We start from the raw sequence: 18,112 nt of genomic DNA on the forward strand, positions 1-18,112 counted from the left end.
GTCCCAGTTTCGTCGTGTCCATGCACGACGCACGCCGCCAAGTCAGGGAATAGTCAAAGGTGTGTTGGCCATAGTGGCGCCAGGTCAGGGCGCGCAGACCCCAGGATTCCTCAGCCCCTGGTTGACCGAGCAGTCCTTCGCTGACCGGCTGGACGCCCTCGCGGCCGTCGCCGAGCTCGATCTGCGCCACTACGGGACGGAGGCCGACGCCGACACCATTCGCGACACGGCGGTGGCTCAACCGCTGCTGGTGGTAGCCGGGATCCTCGCTGCCGAGCAGCTCTTCGTCGGCGCGGACCGTGGATTCGGCCCGGCCGGGATCGCCGCCGGGCACTCCGTCGGCGAGATCACTGCGGCCGCCGGGGTCGGCGTGCTGAGCAGTGAGGACGCCATGGTGTTCGTCCGCGAGCGCGGGCGCGGCATGGCCGAGGCGGCCGCCGGCACCCCGACCTCGATGACTGCGGTGATCGGCGGCAAGGTCGACGAGGTGCTGGCCGCGATCGAGGCTCAGGGGCTGACGCCCGCCAACAACAATGGCAGCGGCCAGATCGTGGCCGCCGGCACCGTCGAACAGCTCGCCGCGTTGGCCGAGCACCCCCCGACCCGAGCCCGGCTCATCCCGCTGAGTGTTGCCGGCGCCTTCCACACCGTGCACATGGCACCCGCCGTCGACCGGCTGCGCGAGCTCGCCGCCACGATGACCACCCATGGTCCGAGCACCACGCTGCTGTCCAATGCCGACGGACAGGCGGTCGCCGACGGCACCGAGGTCCTGCGCCGGCTGGTGAGCCAGGTCGCCTCGCCCGTCCGCTGGGACCTGTGCTTGGCCACCATGGCCGAGCTCGGCGTCACCGGACTGCTCGAACTGCCACCGGCCGGCACGCTGACCGGCATCGCCAAGCGCAACCTCAGGGGAGTCGAGCTGTTCGCCCTGAACACCCCCGATCAGCTGCCGGCAGCCCAGGAGTTCGTCGCCCGGCATGGCGCCGCCTGATGCAGGATCGGACGTCGTACTGCCATGATCATCCCTGAGCCCCACCACCTGGGGACGCCCCCAAGATCTGGGCTGACCATTCCCGGTCCGTCCACCGTTCAACACCCCGAGGAGCTTTGAGCCCATGCCCACCACCGAAGAGGTCCGCGCAGACCTGGCCGAGATCGTCAACGAGGTCGCGGGTGTCCCGACCGACGACGTCCAGCTCGACAAGTCCTTCACCGACGATCTCGATGTCGATTCGCTGTCCATGGTCGAGATCATCTACGCCGCTGAGGAGAAGTTCAGCGTGAGCATTCCCGACGAGGAGGCCAAGAACCTCAAGACGGTCGGGGACGCGGTCGCCTACATCGAGCGCGCTGCCTCCTGAACGTGGCGGGCCGCGCCTTCTTGAGCGCGGCCCTCACCGCTTCCCTGCCACCAGATCACGCTGACAACAAGACCAGCCTGACTACAGACCACGCTGAAGCACGGCCACGCTGCCCCACCGGAAGGTCCAACTCATGAGCCCGACCCCCATCGTCGTCACCGGACTGGGCGCGACCACCCCGCTCGGCGGGGACGTCGCCAGCACCTGGGAGGGGCTGCTCGCCGGTCGCTCCGGCATCAGCCGGATCGAACAGGACTGGGCCGCCGACCTGTCGGTGCAGATCGCTGCCCAGGCTGCCGTCGATCCCACCACCGTGCTGGAGCGTGTCGAGGCGCGTCGGCTGGACCGCTCTGCCCAATTGGGCGTGGTGGCAGCCATGGAGGCCTGGCGCGATGCCGGCTTCGGACTGAAGGAGGAGAACCCGGTCGACCGGGAACGCCTCGGAGTCGCGATCGCCACCGGCATCGGTGGCCTGCAGACGCTGCTCGGCAACTGGGACGTCCAGAAGGCGAAGGGCGCGCGCCGGGTGTCGCCGCTGGCCATCCCGATGCTGATGGCCAATGCGACTGCCGGCAACGTGAGCCTGCGGATCGGCGCCCAGGCCGGCGCACACGCGCCGGTCTCGGCCTGTGCCTCCAGCAACGAGGCGATCGCGCACGGTATCGACATGATCCGGCTGGGTCGGGCTGATGTCGTCGTAGTCGGCGGCACCGAAGGTGTGATCCACCCGATGCCGATCGCTTGCTTCGCGCAGATGCAGGCGATGAGCCGACGCAATGACGACCCCGAGCGGGCGTCCCGACCGTGGGACAAGGGCCGCGATGGCTTCGTCCTCGGCGAAGGCGCCGCCGTGATGGTGATCGAGACCCTCGATCATGCCCAGGCGCGCGGCGCCCGGATCTATGGCGAGTTGGCCGGCGCCGGCATCACCTCCGATGCCCACGACATGGTGCAGCCCGACCCCAGTGGCAAGTCGCAGGCCCGGGCCATGACCAACGCGCTACGCGAGTCCGGCCTCACTGCCGCCGACATCAAGCACGTCAATGCCCACGCCACCTCCACCCCGCAAGGCGATGTCACCGAGGCGCTGTCCATCCGGATGGCACTCGGCGATGACACGAAGGCGATCGTGACCGGCACCAAGTCGATGACTGGTCACCTGCTGGGGGGTGCCGGTGCGTTGGAGTCGCTGGCGACGCTGCTGGCGCTGCATTACCGGACCGTCCCGCCGACCATCAATCTGGACGACCCGGAGCCTGACCTGGGCATCGACATCGCCAGCACCATACGTGAGTTGCCGGCCGGTGACCTGGCAGGGATCAACAACTCCTTCGGCTTCGGCGGCCACAACGTGGCGGTGACCTTCACCAACCGCTACATCACCAGCTGATCCGCAAAATTAGTTCATGACGGGAATTTGACTCTCAACGCCGCGACACGCCGATAAGGACCGCTCCGTAGGGTTTGAGAGGCAGGTTTCCGTCAAACCACCTTGTGCAGCCAGCGCACCGGTGCACCCTCGCCGGCGTACCGGAACGGCTCCAACTCGGCATCCCAGGGGCGGCCCAGGAGTTCGTTCAGCGCGTCGACCAGGTCCTGTTGACCCAGGCCGGCCATCAGCATCGCGTGCTTGATCCGCTCCTCCGGCACGACGACGTCGCCGTGCAGTCCGATCTGGGTGTGCATCACCCCAAGGCTGGGGGTGTAGGCGTACCGGTGAGCCTCGACACCGGGGCTGGCCTCCTCGGTCGCCTCGAAGCGGATGCGCTGCCAGCCCTTGAGTGTCGAGGTCAGACGTGCGGCCGTGCCCGAAGGGCCCGTCCAGGCATACTCCGTCCGGTACGCGGCACGCTCGGCCGGCTGCGGGATCCAGTCCAGGCGTACGGGCGTGCCGAAAACACCACCGACACCCCACTCGATATGTGGGCACAGTGCCGACGGTGCGGCGTGGATGTACAGCACTCCACGGGTTGTGCTCATCGATCCTCCAGTGACGCGGGCGAGGGCTGTCTTCCCCAACATCCTCACGACACGCCGTCCAGCGGATCGAGCACCATTCTGCCTCAGGAGTCACACCAGAACCAAGGGGCAATCGGCCCGAAGATCGCCGAACCCGGCGCCGCACCACTTCCTGTTCCGACTTCGCACCATTTCCGCCGACTCCGCACCATTTCCGCCGACTCCGCACCATTTCCGTTGCGACTTCGCACCAACTGCTGCTACCGCGCACCAAGCCTGCCTGGTGCGCAGTGACAGCAAATGGTGCGAAGTCGAGGCTGGCGGTCAAGCAGACGGCTTGCCAGGCCCGCCACTAGGTCCACCGCCACTAGATCCACCGCCACCAGGTAGGCCACCCGCCCCGCCGCCGGGGCCACCGCCGCCTTGGGGAGCGCTGCCGCCGGTCGGCTCGGTCGCGGTGTCGATCGGGACGGACAAGGTGGCGACATAGCCGTCGGCCACCGAGCCGGTGACGGTCGCGAGTTGATGCACCCCCGCATCGTCACCGAAGACGTTGTCGTTCTCGAGGCTCACATCGGCGAGATTGGTCACCGATTGTTCATAGCCCTCGGTGGCATACACGACGTCCAGCACATCCTTCGGCAGCGCGAGCTGGGAGGTGGAGATCGCCTTCGTCGAGTCGGTGATCGAGTCCTGATCGGGATACACCTCGAAATGCACATGCGGCCACCGGCCCGAATAGCAGGCGGGAAAGATGCTGGTGAACCGGACCTTGCCGTCGGCGTCGGCGATCTGCACACCGCGCAGATAGTTCTCGTTCTCCAAGCCCGAGGAGTACATCGAGTAGCGACCTTCCCGGTCGCAGTGCCAGGCATAGACGGCGACGCCGGCGTACGGGGCGTTGTCCTTTGCCATGTCCAGGATGGTCAGCTCGAACTCGAACGGCACGCCCTCCGCGGTTGCCGACCCGGTGCCGAAGCTGGAGCGGATGTCCTGCCGGACGATGCCGGACTGCTCCAGCACGTCCGGACCGTTGGACCCGTCACCCGGATAGGGTCCGGCGGTCTCGTCCGGGATCTCGGTCACTGCGCCACTGGCAGCGCTTGCGCCGCTTGCGTCACTGGATGAGGTCGTATCGACCCCGCAGGCGGCCAGCACGGCGACACCGGCACCGAGACCGAACACCTTCAGCATGCGGCGTCGGGAGAAGAGCGTGCCAACATCGAAGCTCAGACCCTGGTCGACCACCTCGTCGTCGGGTCGCGGCAGAAGACGGCCCTGGTACGCGGGTCCGGCGGGGGTGTGATCAGGCAGTGGCTGGTTCATCGGGGCCTCTCGATTGGTCTGTGCACGTGATCCTGCCCAATGGGACTGTGTTGGAGTCCGCCCGCTCCTGTGTGCCGACTGTGCTTTTCCCATGCCGGCTGGAACCGGTGCCGATCTCGGGATCCTCCATATAGTGGCGAGATGACCATTGCGCCCTACGGATCCTGGCCCTCGATCGTGACCACCGACCTCGTCACCTCGGGCACGGTCGGGCTGAGCGCACCCCTGCTCGACGGTGACACGCTCTACTGGCTGGAGTCCCGGCCCAGCGAAGGCGGTCGAGTCGGCCTGTGGCGCTGCCACAGAGACCACCCGGCCGAGTTGGTCGTGCCTGCGCCGTACAACGTGCGCACCGGCGTCCACGAGTACGGCGGCGGCGCGTACGCGGTTCGGGACGGGGTCGTCGTCTTCTCCGACCTGACCGACAACCGGCTCTACCGTCTTGTCGATGGCCGGCCGGTCGCACTGACGCAGAGCTCGGACCACCGGTACGCCGACGTACGGGTCCATCCCGATCGGCACCTGGTGCTCGCCGTCCGTGAGGACCACACCGGAGGCGGCGAGCCGGTCAACACCATCGTCGCCCTCGATCTCGACGGGAGTGGCGACGGAGCGGTGCTCTGCTCCGGCGCCGACTTCTATGCCGATCCCGAGCTGTCCGCCGACGGCGAGCTGGCCTGGACGGAGTGGAACCACCCGGCGATGCCGTGGGATGCCACCCGCATCCGCAGAGGCCGACTCATCGACCGGCCCGCGCTCGCGCTGACCGAGATCAGCGAGGTCGCCGGCGGCGACCACGAGTCGGCCGTACACCCACGCTGGGCACCAGACGGCGAACTGATCTTCATCTCCGACCGGACCGGCTGGTGGAACCTGTACGCCGTTCGCGACCAGGAAACGACCCCACTGTGGCCGGAGGACGCGGAGTTCGCCACCCCGCAGTGGGTCTTCGGTGACCAGCCGTACGCGGTTCTCGACTCCCGCCGGCTGCTCGCCACGCACGTGAGCAACGGCGTCACCTCGATCCAATTGCTGGACCGAGACTCGAACACACTGCGACCGATCCTGGAAGACGGGCTTTACGGATCGGTGGCCGCCGGTGGCGGCCTGGCTGCCGCGATCATCGAGGACGCCGACCGGCCGGCCCGGCTGGCGGTGGCCGACCTGACTACCGCCACGTGGACCGATGTCCGGCGGGCCAGTGACCAGGCGCTCCCGACGCCGTGGGTATCGATCCCCCGGGCAGTCAGCTGGCCGAGCACCCTCGACGATGTCCCTGGTGAGGTGCACGGCTGGTACTACCCGCCGACCAATCCGGAGTGGCGGGCGCCGGACGGTGATCGGCCGCCGCTGATCACCCTCTCGCACGGCGGGCCGACGGGTTTCTCCGACAACGGTTTCAACATCGGTCTGCAGTACTGGACGTCGCGCGGGTTCGCGGTGCTGGATGTGAACTACCGCGGTTCGACCGGCTACGGCCGGTCCTATCGTGATGCGCTGCGGGGCCGGTGGGGCGTGGTCGACGTCGCCGACTGCGCCGACGGTGCGGCGGCGCTGGCTGCCCAGGGATTGGCGGATCCGCAGCGACTCATCGTGCGTGGTGGCAGCGCCGGCGGCTACACGACGCTGCAGGCGCTCACCACGACGGACGTCTTCACGGCCGGCATCAGCTTCTACGGGGTGGCCGATCCGGAGGCACTGGCCCGCGACACGCACAAGTTCGAGTCTCGGTATCTCGACGGACTGATCGGACCATACCCGGAGGCCATCGAGATCTACCGCGAGCGCTCCCCCATCCTGCACGTCGACCGGCTGTCGGTGCCGCTGCTGCTGCTCCAGGGGTCCGAGGACGCGGTCGTGCCGCCCAATCAGGCCGAGACCATGGCCGCCGCCGTCCGGGCCAAGGATCTCCCAGTCGCCATGATCATCTTCGAAGGCGAGGGCCACGGCTTCCGTCGGGCCGATTCGATCAAGGCCGCGCTCGAAGCCCAGCTGTTCTTCCTGGGCAAGGTGTTCGGCTTCACGCCGGCCGACGATCTGCCCGTGATCGAGATCGACAACCTCTGATCAGCACGCGATCAGCGGGCCGAGACCGGCCAATAGTCGTTCGGATCCAGCCGGTTGCCGAAGATCGCCTGGCCGACGCGTACGGTCGTCGCCCCGTAGCTGATGGCCAGCTCGTAGTCGCCCGACATGCCCATCGACAGTTCCCGCCACCACTCCGGATGGTCATGGCTGTCCTGCAGGCGAGCCTGCAGCTCCCGCATCCGGGCGAAGCAGGCGCCGACCAGGGCGGCGTCGTCGGAGAACACCGCCAGCGTCATCAGCCCGCGGACTCGTAGCGTCTGGAACTGCTCGAGCTCGCGGGCAAAGCCCGGCACGTCCTCAGGCGCCAGACCGAACTTCGACTCCTCGCCCGAGGAGTTCACCTGGACGAACACGTCCAGAGTCCGGTCCAGCATGTGCAGGCGCCGGTTCAGGGCCTCGGCCACCCGCAGCGAGTCGAGCGCATGGAACTCGTCCGCCACCGCGGCGACCTGCCTGGCCTTGTTGGTCTGCAGGTGGCCGATGACAGCCCAGCGCAGGTCGGGCACATCGGCGAACACCTCGGCCTTGGCGACCGCCTCCTGGACCTTGTTCTCGCCGAAGAGCCGGACTCCGGCGTCGTACGCCTCCCGGATCGCCGACGGCGGTTTGGTCTTGCTCACCGGCAGCAGCCGTACCTGTGACGGGTCCCGTCCCGCGGCGACGCAGGCCTCATCGACACGTCGGCGTACCTCGGCCAGGTTCTCGGCGATCCCCACCTGCCCCACCCTAGGGCCAGCGGGCACCCAGCGAGATCATCCCGAGGGCGGCCAGGATGGCGAAGGCCAGCCCGAACCCGGCATACCGCGAGGTGACCTCCTTGTCCACCTTCTCCTTGCCGACCGAGCTGCCGATGTCGGAGTAGACCTCTTTCAGCTGACCGGCGCTCTCGGCGGTGTACGCCTGGCCGCCGGAGATCTTGGCGACCCGTTGCAGTTCGACGCGGTCCACGGGCACCGGTTCCCGCCGGTTGTTGACCTCGATGTAGCCGTCCTCGGTGCCATAAGCGATCGTGTAGATCGGCACATTCTGATCCCGGGCAGCACGCGCCGCCTGGTCGGACGGCCTACCGACCTGGGTCTTGCCGTCACTGAGCAGCACGATCCGTGCCGGTACGTCGGCATTCGGATCGGTCGGATCGGGCGGCACCTGCGACAACGCCGCCAGCGAGGTATAGATGCCCTCGCCGATGGCAGTCGACGGCTGCGGCTGGAGCGCGTCGATGGCGGCGGTGACCGCACCCCGGTCGAGCGTCGGCGGGACCAGGGTGGTCGCGGTGCCGGCGAAGGAGACCAGGGAGACGTTGAACTTCGGCGGCAGCGACGTGACGAACTGTGAGGCGGCGGCCTTGGCAGCCTCCAGTCTGGTGGGCTGCACGTCCGTCGCCTCCATCGACAGCGAGACGTCGATCGTGACCACGACCGTGGCCCGTTCGCGCGGCACCGACACCTGATCCTTCGGCTTGGCGAAGGCCAGAGTGAGCGTCAGCAGACTGAGGATCGACAAGCCGACCGCGACATGACGCACCCAGACCCGGTCTTTCGGGATGACCAGATCGAACATCGTCCGGCCCATCGTCCGCCGCCTGCTGGCCCGGCGCCGCGACAGCAGCAGATAGCCGCCAATCAGCGCCGGGATGATCAGCAGCAGCCACAGCCTGTTGGGCGCCAGAAACTGCAACATGGGAATCAGGGCCATTTCGCCCCCAGGGAGATCGCTCCGAGGGCGGCGAGCACGGCGAAGGCCAGACCGTAGCCCGCGAACCGCGAGGTCACTTCGCGCTCCGCCTTCTCATAGCCCACCTCGGAGCCGATGTTGGCGTACACCGTCTTGAGCTGGTCGACGGTCGCGGCGGCGAAATACTGCCCGTTGGTCAGCGCGGCGATCTGTTTCATCAGCTCGTGGTCGACCGGAACCGCCTGTCGCTCGTCGTCGAGATCGACGTAGCCGTTCTCCGTCCCGTACGCGATCGTGTAGATCGGCACCTTCGCCTTGCGTGCCTCCGCCGCACCCTGCATCGGTGCCCGCCCGGCGGTGTTCGATCCGTCGCTGAGCAGCACGATCGCCCCCGGAGCGACGGAGTCCGGCTTCTTGGGGTCCTTCGGCGCCTGCTGCAGTGCCCGGAGCGCGGTGTAGATGCCCTCGCCGATCGCCGTGCCGTCCTGCAGCTGGATGCTGTTGATCGCATTCTCGACCGTGTTGTGCGCCAGGGTCGGCGGCACCAGGATCGAGGCGTTGCCGGCCATCGAGACGATCGACACGTTGTACTTCTCCGGCAGCTTCTCGACGAACTCGATCGCGGCGGTCTTGGCCGCCGCCAGTCGGTTCGGTGCGACATCGGTGGCCTGCATCGACTGCGACGCGTCGATGACGATGACCACGGTGGCCCGCTCTCGCGGCACGTCGATCACGGTGCTCGGTCGGGCGAAAGCCGCGGTCAGCGTGATCAGACTGAGCAGCGACAGCGCCACCGCGAGATGCCGCCGCCATTGCGACTGCTTGGGCACCACCACATCGAGCATCGAGGTATTGGTGAAACGCATCCCCCGCCGGTTCTTGCGCCGGGTCGCCCAGATGTACGCGCCGACCAACAGGGGGATGACCAGCAGGATCAGCAGCCGGTCAGGCGAGAGGAAGGTCAGCAGTGGCATCATGGCGAGCTGCTGAGGAAGCAGCTGCGGGATCACTTCGTCACTCCTTGCGGCGGCGCATGCAACATGCTGGCGACGCGACGGTAGGCCAGCACGAAGCGGGCGATGTCGGCCACCCAGTCACGGTCGGTACGGAGCTGGATGTGCCCCACACCAGCACGACGAAGCGCGATCCTGATTCGTTCCCGCTGGGCGGCCGAGGCGGCGTCCATCCGGGCCCTGGCCGCCGGATCGGCGGTGTTGACGTACCGCTCGAAACTGGTCTCCGGATCGCGGATCAACATGTCCCCGACGTCGGGGAACTCGATCTCCCGCGTGTCGACCACCTCGACGGCGAGCACCTGGTTGCGGACGCCGAGCCGGCGCATCGGGCGCTCCCACTCGGGCTCGACATTCGGGTCGAGCTCGTGGTCACCGGGGGTGAGGAAGTCCGAGACGACCACGCGCAGTCCACGCCGACGCTGCGTCCGGGACAGCTGCTCGACCGCGGCGGCCAGACTCATCGGACCGCTGGCGTGATCGGGCACGAACGGCTCGGTCAGCATCTTGCGCAGGATCCCGTAGAGCGCCGACCGCCCTGCCACCGCCGGCAGCCGCCGGATCTGGTCGGGCCGCATGATGTAGCCGCCGAACCGATCGCCTACTCGTTGGCTGAGGAAGCCGATGGTCGCGACCGCCGCGATGCCGAGGTCCCGCTTGGTGACCCCCTCGGTGCCCCAGTTCATCGACGGGGTGACGTCCAGCAGCGCCCACACTTCCAGCTCGCGATCGGAGATGGTGTCGCGGACATGGGGTGCACTGGTCCGCGCGGTCACCGCCCAGTCGATCCGGCGTACGTCGTCCTGGCCGGGCTGATAGAGCCGCGCCTCGTTGGTCTCCGATCCCGGGCCGGGCAACAGACCCAGATGATCACCGTGCAGAAAGCCCTCCAGGCGCCGGACGATCGCTAGCTCGAGCCGCCGCAGTGCCGCCTCGGGGGCGAGCTTGTTCAGCGGGATCGTGGGCTGCGTCGGCGTGCCCAGGACCGACGAGGCAGCTCCGTACGCCTCCTCCGGCGGCGCGGCGAACACGACCGGCGCGCCTGCGGGTGGGGGGAAACTCGGCGGACCAGTAGGTGGCGGAAAACTCGGCGGCCCGGTGGGTGGGGGGAAACTCGACATCGCGACCTCAGCTGAAGTCCGGCTGCGCCACCTGCCGCTGCGGGGGGCGATGGCCGCCCGGCTGGGCGGACTGCCCGTTCCAGACGGGGGTGGGCGGCGGCACCATGGCGATGATCCGCTCGATCACCTGGGCCGGCTGGATGTTGTCGGCGATGGCGTCGAAACCGAGCACGATGCGGTGCGCCATCACATCCTTGGCGACCGCCTGCACGTCCGTCGGCAGCACATAGTCGCGACCATGGATCAGCGCCAGCGCGCGGGCAGCAGCGACCAGGCCGAGCGTCGCCCGTGGGCTGCAGCCGAGCTGGATGACCGAGGTCAGGTCCGGCAGGTTGAACTCGGCCGGCGTCCGCGTGGCCAGGACGAGCCGGACGATGTACTCCGCCACGAGGTTGTGGACGAACACCTCCGAGGCCTGCTTCTGCAGCTCGATGATCCGCTGCGGGTCCAGCACCGGCCGTGAGGTCGGCGGCCGCACGCTCATTCGGCGGAGGATCTCGAACTCCTCGTTGCCGCGCGGATACGGCACGTCGACCATCAGCAGGAACCGGTCGCGCTGAGCCTCCGGCAGCGGATAGACGCCTTCGGACTCGATCGGGTTCTGGGTGGCGATCACGATGAACGGCTCAGCCATCGGATAGGTCACCCCGCCGATCGAGACCTGCTTCTCCGCCATCAGTTCGAGCATGGCGGCCTGCACCTTCGCCGGAGCACGGTTGACCTCGTCGGCCAGCACGAAGTTCACGAAAACCGGGCCCAGCTCGACGTCGAACCCCTCCTGGCTGGCCTTGTAGATCCGAGTGCCGACGATGTCGGACGGCACCAGGTCAGGAGTGAACTGGATCCGGGCGAAATCGCCGCCGACCACGGTCGCAAACGAACGCACCGCGAGCGTCTTGGCCACGCCGGGGACGCCCTCCAGAAGGATGTGCCCCTTGGCCAGCAGCCCAACCATGAGCTGCTCGACCATGTGCTCCTGACCGACGATCACCCGCTGCACCTGGGCGATCGCTTCACCCAGCAAGCGGGCGGCCTGCTGGTTCGGGTTCTGCGGGGAAGGTTGGGTCGGCGCTGCGGAGGAACCCACCGGGGTCCCTGGACCGTGCGACGGACTGCTCACTGATCGAACTCCTGGTTTCTCACGGGGGCGGACGGTGGGTGGGGAATCCAACACGTGCCGACTGCGGATCAGTGCCCCATTCTCGCAGACCACACCAAGCGCCTCTCGGAATCGGTGCGAGGGCGTACCAGGATCGGCTTGGCGGGGTACCAGGATCGGCCGGGCTGCATACCCGGATCGGCTCGCCAGAGTCGCCACCGGTCCCGCATAGACTCGGCGAGCATGATTTCTGTCGAGCCATCCTCATGAGTTCAGGTTTGCTCGACAGAAGTTCGCCAAGACCGACAGAGGAGCGATGTCCACCCCACCAGCCGACCCTGACTGGGTGCCGGTCAGCCCGCTGCTCCCCGACGATCCGCCACGCGTAGGTGAGTTCTGGCTCGACGCCCGGATCGGTGCGGCGCAGTCCGGAGTCGCCTACACCGCGCACTCCGATGCGAGCGCCGACCTCCGGTCGGACGGTGCGAACGCCGACCTCCGGTCGGACACCGACGACCGCAGCGCAATGGTCATCGTGTTGTCGCAGGGTGCCGCGGCCGATGCCGCAGCCCGCGATCGGCTGGCCGGGGTCGTCAACGACATGCACATCGACACGGTGCTGGCGCGCGGCGGACATGGTCAGGACTTCGGTCGGCTGGGCCGCAAGTACGTCGGCGACGACGACGATCCCAACGCCCCGGCCGAAGGGTTGCTCGCCCCATGGGTGGCACTCGCGTACGACGGTTCTCCCGCGGCAGCCTCCGAAGCGGCCCGGATCCTGGACGAGGTGCAACTAGCGACCCTCCCCCCGCAAGGGATGCCGAGCGGCCCGGACTACCAGCACTACTGGCAGGACCGGATCAGGCCCGGACTGGTACGGCTGTGGCCGCTCCCCTGGCCGGGGCGCCACGATCGAGCGGGCTGGGTCACGATCCTGGTCTCCTGGCTGCTGATGCTGCTGCTGGCCGCGCTCGCGGTGCTGATCGCGATCCTGATCTTTCGCAACCAGCCGCCGCAGACTCCACCGACGCCCACCGGCGGCTCCGGCAGTCCGCCGCCGATGTCTCAATCCGGTTCACCGCCGCCGCAGTCGGGATCGCCGTCCGGCGGCCAGTCCGGATCGCCATCAGGCAGCGAGTCCGGATCGAACTCCCCGTCGCAGTCGGGATCCGGTTCCGCTTCCCCTTCCCCATCCGGTAGTCAGTCCGGTGGTGGCGGCGGCACCCCTGCCCCCTCCGGGTCGCCCGGGGCCAACACGCCGACCTCCCGCCTCTAGAGTGCGAGCGGCCGGGATCGGCAGCCGGCTCAAAGGGCCGATCCAGCAAGCACGACCATTCGCCCATCCAGCAAGCACGACCATTCAAGGCGTTGTCAGCAGGACGTGACAGGATTCTTTGATGCGGATCCCCAAGCTGATCGCGACCGACCTGGACGGGACGTTCCTGTCCCCGGACGAGTCCGTCAGCCAGCTCAACTCCGAGGCTGTCCTGGCCGCTCAGGAGGCTGGGATCACGGTGCTCTTCGCCACCGGCCGCCCGGTGCGCTGGCTGGAGGTGATCCGTGGTCTGCCCGGAGCGCACCCCACCGTGATCGCCAGCAATGGTGCAGCCCTCTACGATGCGCACGCCGACACGATTCTCGACCGGGTCTGCATCCGTGCCCAGGATGCTCTGGATGCCGTCGAACGCATCCGTACCGTCGTGCACGACGTCAGCTTCGCCTTCGAGTCCGGGACCAAGTTCGGCCACGAGCCGCACTACCTGACCTGGCAACCCAGCGACAGCGGCGATCCCGACATCTTCGCCGGCCCGCTGGAGGTGATCATCCACGAGGATCTGGTGAAGGTGCTCGTCCAGTCCCAGAGCCTGCACTCCGATGAGCTCCTGGCCCGCGTCGACTCGGTGATCGCCGGCCGGCTCTCGGCGACACACTCCTCTGCCCGCGGCTACGGCCTGGTGGAGGTCAGCGCCCGAGGCGTCGACAAGGGCGCCATGCTGGCCCGCGTCTGCGCTCGGATGGACATCGACCCGTCGGACGTCGCCGCGTTCGGCGACATGCCCAACGACATCTCCATGCTCAACTGGGTCGGACAGCCGTACGTGGTCGCGAATGCTCATCCCACGCTGTTGGCTCGCGGCTTCACCAGGGTGCCGCCGAATTCCGAATCCGGTGTCGGACAGACGATCCGCCGGCTGTTGGGCTGACGTGGTGACTGCTGGGGTCCGCCGACTCGGGTACGGCGCGCTGATCTGCCTGCCGCCCGTCCTGATCGCGCTCGACGTCGGCGCGTCGACCTTCCCGGGTGGCACCACGATTCCCTGGCATCCGGTGATGGTGGACCTCGACGTCTATCGGCTGGCCGGACAGGTGCTGCTGGACGGCGGCAACTTCTATCAACTGCCCGGCCCACTGCAGTTTCTCTATCCACCGTTCGCCGCACTGCTGGCCGTGCCGCTCGCGGTGCTGCCGCTCGCGCTGGTCCAGGTCGCGTGGACGGTCGCCGGGGCCTTGATGATCGTCGCGGTGCTGCACCGGTGGGGTCAGACCGGCTGGCGGCTGAGCCTGTGGTCGGCTGCGGTCGCGTACGCGGTGCTGCCGGTCAGCCAGACCTTCGCATTCGGCCAACTCGGCATCCTGCTGGTCGCCTTGGTCGCGCTGGATCTCGCACCAGGCCCTCGCGTGCTTCCGGGAAAGCGGCTGCTGCCTGAGGGGGTGCTGACCGGGGTGGCCGCCGCGTTGAAGCTCACCCCGATGATCTTCGTCCTCTATCTGCTGGCCGTCCGACGCTGGCGAGCGGCGCTGACCGCCACGATCTCCGCCGGTGCGTGCACCGTCCTGGCAGCGGTCATCCTGCCTGGTGCCTCACTGGACTTCTGGGGGCGCCTGGCCCATGGCGACACGGGCCTCGGCGGCAGCCTGATCTACTACACCAACCAGTCCGTGTACGCCGACTTCGCCCGGGTCTTCCGGCTGGCGCCGCTGGGCACGGCCCTGGGACTGGCCGCCTGCGCCGTGGTGGTAGTCCTGGGGGTCTGGGCGGCCGCGGTCTGGCATCGTGCCGGCGAGGTCAGATTCGCGGTCGCGCTCTGCGGCGTGGCCAGCCTGCTCGCTTCGCCGGTGTCCTGGCTGCACCACTTCGTCTGGATCGTGCCGTTGGCCTTCAGCCTGGTCGAGCTGACCCGACAACGGATGACGAAATCCCCGATGTCGGGGCCTACATCATCCATAAGAGAGGCATCATCCATGAGCAGGGCCAAGCCGGTGCTGCCGACCTGGCTGATCGTCCTCGGCTGGCTGTTCGTCGGCTGGGTGGTCGTCTCGCCCTACCGACGACTGCCCAACGGCGGCGACCTGGAGCTGCAGTGGACCGCCGGTCAGCACCTGCTGGCCGCGGTGACGGCCATCCTGGGCATCGCGCTGCTGATCGCCGCGATCGTGGTGGGGCGTCAGATCAGGCCGGATCAGGCCCCGGCCGCCTTCGACAAGTAGCCTGCGGTGCCAGAAATTGACGGATCGGAACCAGAAGCTACTTGTCGTGAGCGGTTCGTATTCAGAAGTAGCGGACCCCGGTGAAGTTGACCCGCAGGGTGTAGAGGGACGTGGTCGCGGTCACGTACAGCTGGTTGTACTGCCGGCCACCGAAGCAGAGGTTGGACACGATCTCGGGGAACAGCAGCTTGCCGCTGAGCGTGCCGTCCGGTTCGTAGCAGTGCAGTCCGTCATGAGCCGCCCCCCAGAGCCGGCCGCGGGTGTCGAGCCTGATCCCGTCATAGCCGGTCGGCTCGGCCGCAAACACGGCGCCACCACTGACGCGAGCCCCGTCGACGTCGAAGACCCGGATGTGGTGTTCATCGGTGTCGGTCACGTACAGCTTGGTGAAGTCAGCGCTGAAGGCGAGGCCGTTGGGCTGGGTGAAGTCGTCGACGACCACCGAGAGCACCCCATCGGGACCGAGCCGATAGACATAGCGCCCACCCATCTCCTCCGCCGCGGCATGGCCTTCGTAGTCGGTCATGATCCCGTAGCTCGGGTCGGTGAACCAGACCGCACCATCGGCGGCCACCACCACATCGTTGGGGCTGTTCAGCCGCTTGCCCTCGTAGCTGTCGGCCAGCACGACCTTCGAGCCGTCGTGCTCGGTCCTGGAAACCCGACGGCCACCGTGCTCACAGGCGATGAACCGAGACTCGGCATCCGTGGTGCGCCCGTTGGTGAAACCGACCCTGGGCTCGAACTCAGCCGTCTCCCCGGTGACCTCGTCGTAGCGCAGCACCCGGTCGTTGGGGATGTCGCTGAACAGCACGAACCGTCCGGCTGCGTGGTACGCCGGTCCCTCCAGCCAGCGACCCTGGGCGAAGACCCTGGTCATCCACCGGTCGCCACCCGTGCCGGCGAACCGGTCATCCAGGGTTACGAACTGGGCTGGGAGCGTCTCGGGCTGGTAGCTGCGTCGCACGAGCGACACGTTAACGCCTTCGCCCGAGCAACGGTGAAAGTGTGAGTTACCAAAAAGATGTGCGTGAGATCCGAATATCCGGCACGGCTGACACCCGGGTCCCCTAGGTTGTCCTGCCAGTGCGTCCGACAAGTCGAGTTGACGCCGCTATCCCCGTAGGAGCCCACTGATGCGCCCCGTTCCCCGTCGGCTCGTGGCTGTGGTTTCGGCCATGGCCCTGTCCGCCGGCCTGCTCAGCGTCGCCACCGGACCGCCCGCCGAGGCCGCCAACCCCACACAGCCAGTCAGCACCGCTGAGGCTGCGGGTCCCGCCAAGGCACCCAAGACAGCCAAGACCTCCAAGATCGAGAAGCGGCGCAGCAAGGCGGTGAAGACACCCAAGCTCAAGTGGCGCAAGTGCGGCGGAGCCAAGTGCGCGACGGTGAAGGTGCCGCTCGACTACGACAAGCCGCACGGCCAGAAGATCAAGCTCGCGGTGCTGAAACGACCGGCAAAGAACCAGAAGACGAAGATCGGCACCCTGTTCGTGAACCCTGGCGGCCCGGGCGGCTCCCAATGTCGCTTCTTTTAGGGTTGGGGTGGTTTGAGGGGGTGGAGGACGATGGTGTGGGTGACGGTGCGGACTGGTGCGGCGTTGCTCTTGCGGCGTTCGTAGCGGTGGGAGCCGCCGCGTTTACGGGCGCGGGGTGCGGTGCGGCCGTCGCGGGTGGGGATCAGGTTGGCGGGTTTGGTCAGTTGCGTGGCGAGGTGGGCCAGGGCGCGGGTCAGGTCGGCTGGGGGGAGAGAGCCGCCCGGGTCGTGGAGTCCTGGGCGGCTTGGAAGGCGCGTTTGAAGCTGATCCGGCCGGGGTCGAGCCCGGCGGGTGTGGCGTAGCCGATCAGGTCGCGGATCGCCTGGTAGACGCACAGCATGGCCCAGAATTCTTGCTCGACCATGATGGGGGTCTTGGAGCGGAGCAGCACTTCGGGGCCGCCGCGGATGGTGGTCTTCAGGTCGGCGATACCGGTCTCGGCCTGCCAGCGGGCGTGGTAGAGCTGGGCCAGCTCGATCGCCGGGTACGCCTGCGCGTCGAGCAGGGTGGTGGCCAGCGCGAACAGTTCGGAGGTCTCGACCCCGTGGGTGTCGGTGGTGGTCACCGAGTACTCGACCACCCGGACCGGGATCGGGTCGCCGTCCTTCTTGGAGGGCGGGTTCAGCTGGGACAGGTAGGTGCCGTCGTCCAGCACCTGCCGCACTGGCAGAGTGAACGATGCCGACATCCGCCAGCACAGCTGCGCGCCGGTCCCGGCGGCCGCCTGCCACAGCTTCCAGGAGGCGAAGTTCCGGTCGGCCAGCACCAGCATCCCGCTGTCGAGCGCGGGCAGCAGATCGACGGCCAGGGTCTGCTCGCCGGTGCTGGACGGCCCATGGGCGGCGGCCAGCAGCACCCGGGTTCCGGACTCGGCCAGCACCAGCGCCCGCAGCTGCGGATACGGATTCTGCGACCTGCTGCCGTTGCCACCACGGCCGAAGAACCCCTCGTTCGCCGCCGTGTCCGGCACATCCAGGGTGAACCCGTCGACCGTCACCACCCGCAGCCCGGCATGAAAGACCCCGGGCGTCACAGGCGTCCCCGCCGGCACCGTCGTCCGCGCAAACAACAGCTTGAACGGCTCCGCGCCCAGCTTCGCCTTCGCCTTCGTGATCGATCCCGTTCCCGGAGCCTGCCAGTCTCCCCAGCCGCCACCCGTCAACGCCTGCGCATCGGCCAGCCTCGACAGCACCAACCCGTACCCCGACCGCATGAACAGCCAGCACGCCAGCGTGAATACCATCATCAACCGAGCCGGCAGCCGCCGATACCGGACCTCCCGCACCCCTGCCGCCTCGATCACCTCATCCAGCACCGCCGCCGGGAACGACCGTGCCAGCACCCCGATCGAGACCCGATCAGGCAACCGCTCCTCCGCCGACCTCACCTCACGCGTCACACCAGCCACAAACAGAGACTACACCCATGTAACTCTAAAGAA

17 protein-coding genes are annotated in these 18,112 nt (G+C 67.9%); 8 read left to right on the top strand and 9 right to left on the bottom strand.

The window, feature by feature from the left end; translation table 11 throughout:
- Positions 1–61: 61 nt before the first annotated feature.
- The 3 genes from MLP_RS16035 to MLP_RS16045 all read left to right on the top strand — a co-directional run bounded on the left by MLP_RS16035 (position 62) and on the right by MLP_RS16045 (position 2,754).
- The gene (locus tag MLP_RS16035) at positions 62–994 is read left to right on the top strand and encodes an ACP S-malonyltransferase (protein ID WP_013864198.1); all 933 of its coding nucleotides are present in this window, start codon (positions 62–64) and stop codon (positions 992–994) included.
- 124 nt (positions 995–1,118) lie between these two features.
- Complete coding sequence (locus MLP_RS16040; RefSeq protein WP_013864199.1) at positions 1,119–1,364, top strand: acyl carrier protein; 246 nt, start codon at positions 1,119–1,121, stop codon at positions 1,362–1,364.
- A gap of 133 nt (positions 1,365–1,497) precedes the next feature.
- Positions 1,498–2,754 carry a beta-ketoacyl-[acyl-carrier-protein] synthase family protein gene (locus tag MLP_RS16045; protein WP_013864200.1) on the top strand — a complete coding sequence of 419 codons (1,257 nt, stop codon included), beginning with the start codon at positions 1,498–1,500 and terminating at the stop codon, positions 2,752–2,754.
- A gap of 92 nt (positions 2,755–2,846) precedes the next feature.
- Here MLP_RS16045 and MLP_RS16050 read toward each other — a convergent pair whose 3' ends face one another.
- On the bottom strand, positions 2,847–3,344 hold the full coding sequence (locus MLP_RS16050) for a DUF3145 domain-containing protein (RefSeq protein ID WP_041790148.1): 498 nt from the start codon (positions 3,342–3,344) through the stop codon (positions 2,847–2,849).
- Positions 3,345–3,647: 303 nt separating this feature from the next.
- Complete coding sequence (locus MLP_RS16055; protein ID WP_013864202.1) at positions 3,648–4,649, bottom strand: intradiol ring-cleavage dioxygenase; 1,002 nt, start codon at positions 4,647–4,649, stop codon at positions 3,648–3,650.
- Between the two features lie 141 nt (positions 4,650–4,790).
- On the opposite strand from MLP_RS16055, the gene MLP_RS16060 reads away from it, so the two are divergent.
- The gene (locus MLP_RS16060) at positions 4,791–6,716 is read left to right on the top strand and encodes a S9 family peptidase (RefSeq protein ID WP_013864203.1); all 1,926 of its coding nucleotides are present in this window, start codon (positions 4,791–4,793) and stop codon (positions 6,714–6,716) included.
- 11 nt (positions 6,717–6,727) lie between these two features.
- On the opposite strand, the gene MLP_RS16065 is transcribed toward MLP_RS16060, so the two are convergent.
- From MLP_RS16065 to MLP_RS16085, 5 genes are all read right to left on the bottom strand, one after another.
- On the bottom strand, positions 6,728–7,453 hold the full coding sequence (locus MLP_RS16065; RefSeq protein WP_197536421.1) for a YggS family pyridoxal phosphate-dependent enzyme: 726 nt from the start codon (positions 7,451–7,453) through the stop codon (positions 6,728–6,730).
- A gap of 10 nt (positions 7,454–7,463) precedes the next feature.
- The gene (locus MLP_RS16070; protein WP_013864205.1) at positions 7,464–8,432 is read right to left on the bottom strand and encodes a VWA domain-containing protein; all 969 of its coding nucleotides are present in this window, start codon (positions 8,430–8,432) and stop codon (positions 7,464–7,466) included.
- Positions 8,423–9,421 (bottom strand): VWA domain-containing protein, encoded by a 999-nt coding sequence (locus tag MLP_RS16075; protein ID WP_013864206.1) that lies wholly within the window; start codon positions 9,419–9,421, stop codon positions 8,423–8,425. The genes MLP_RS16070 and MLP_RS16075 overlap by 10 nt, the downstream gene beginning before the upstream one ends.
- Entirely contained in the window at positions 9,418–10,455 is a 1,038-nt protein-coding gene (locus tag MLP_RS16080) for a DUF58 domain-containing protein (RefSeq protein ID WP_013864207.1), read from the bottom strand. The genes MLP_RS16075 and MLP_RS16080 overlap by 4 nt, the downstream gene beginning before the upstream one ends.
- 97 nt (positions 10,456–10,552) lie before the next feature.
- Positions 10,553–11,632, bottom strand: a complete 1,080-nt coding sequence (locus tag MLP_RS16085; RefSeq protein ID WP_013864208.1) for an AAA family ATPase — start codon at positions 11,630–11,632, stop codon at positions 10,553–10,555.
- A 328-nt stretch (positions 11,633–11,960) separates the two neighbouring features.
- Between MLP_RS16085 and MLP_RS16090 the strand changes: the two genes are divergently transcribed.
- The 3 genes from MLP_RS16090 to MLP_RS16100 all read left to right on the top strand — a co-directional run bounded on the left by MLP_RS16090 (position 11,961) and on the right by MLP_RS16100 (position 15,133).
- Complete coding sequence (locus MLP_RS16090; protein WP_013864209.1) at positions 11,961–12,920, top strand: hypothetical protein; 960 nt, start codon at positions 11,961–11,963, stop codon at positions 12,918–12,920.
- 121 nt (positions 12,921–13,041) lie between these two features.
- Positions 13,042–13,848: an HAD family hydrolase gene (locus MLP_RS16095; RefSeq protein WP_013864210.1), complete on the top strand. Its 807-nt coding sequence runs from the start codon at positions 13,042–13,044 to the stop codon at positions 13,846–13,848.
- Between the two features lie 4 nt (positions 13,849–13,852).
- A complete protein-coding gene (locus MLP_RS16100; RefSeq protein WP_172641584.1) occupies positions 13,853–15,133 on the top strand; it encodes a glycosyltransferase 87 family protein in 1,281 nt (426 codons plus the stop codon).
- 61 nt (positions 15,134–15,194) lie between these two features.
- On the opposite strand, the gene MLP_RS16105 is transcribed toward MLP_RS16100, so the two are convergent.
- Positions 15,195–16,109, bottom strand: coding sequence for an SMP-30/gluconolactonase/LRE family protein (locus MLP_RS16105; RefSeq protein WP_013864212.1), 915 nt, complete (start codon positions 16,107–16,109; stop codon positions 15,195–15,197).
- A 160-nt stretch (positions 16,110–16,269) separates the two neighbouring features.
- Between MLP_RS16105 and MLP_RS16110 the strand changes: the two genes are divergently transcribed.
- Entirely contained in the window at positions 16,270–16,671 is a 402-nt protein-coding gene (locus tag MLP_RS16110; protein WP_156821183.1) for a hypothetical protein, read from the top strand.
- Positions 16,672–16,864: 193 nt separating this feature from the next.
- On the opposite strand, the gene MLP_RS16115 is transcribed toward MLP_RS16110, so the two are convergent.
- Positions 16,865–18,079 carry an IS4 family transposase gene (locus MLP_RS16115; RefSeq protein WP_013862764.1) on the bottom strand — a complete coding sequence of 405 codons (1,215 nt, stop codon included), beginning with the start codon at positions 18,077–18,079 and terminating at the stop codon, positions 16,865–16,867.
- Between the last annotated feature and the right edge of the window lie 33 nt (positions 18,080–18,112).

The organism is Microlunatus phosphovorus NM-1 (assembly GCF_000270245.1).
In the GTDB taxonomy this organism is placed as follows: domain Bacteria; phylum Actinomycetota; class Actinomycetes; order Propionibacteriales; family Propionibacteriaceae; genus Microlunatus; species Microlunatus phosphovorus.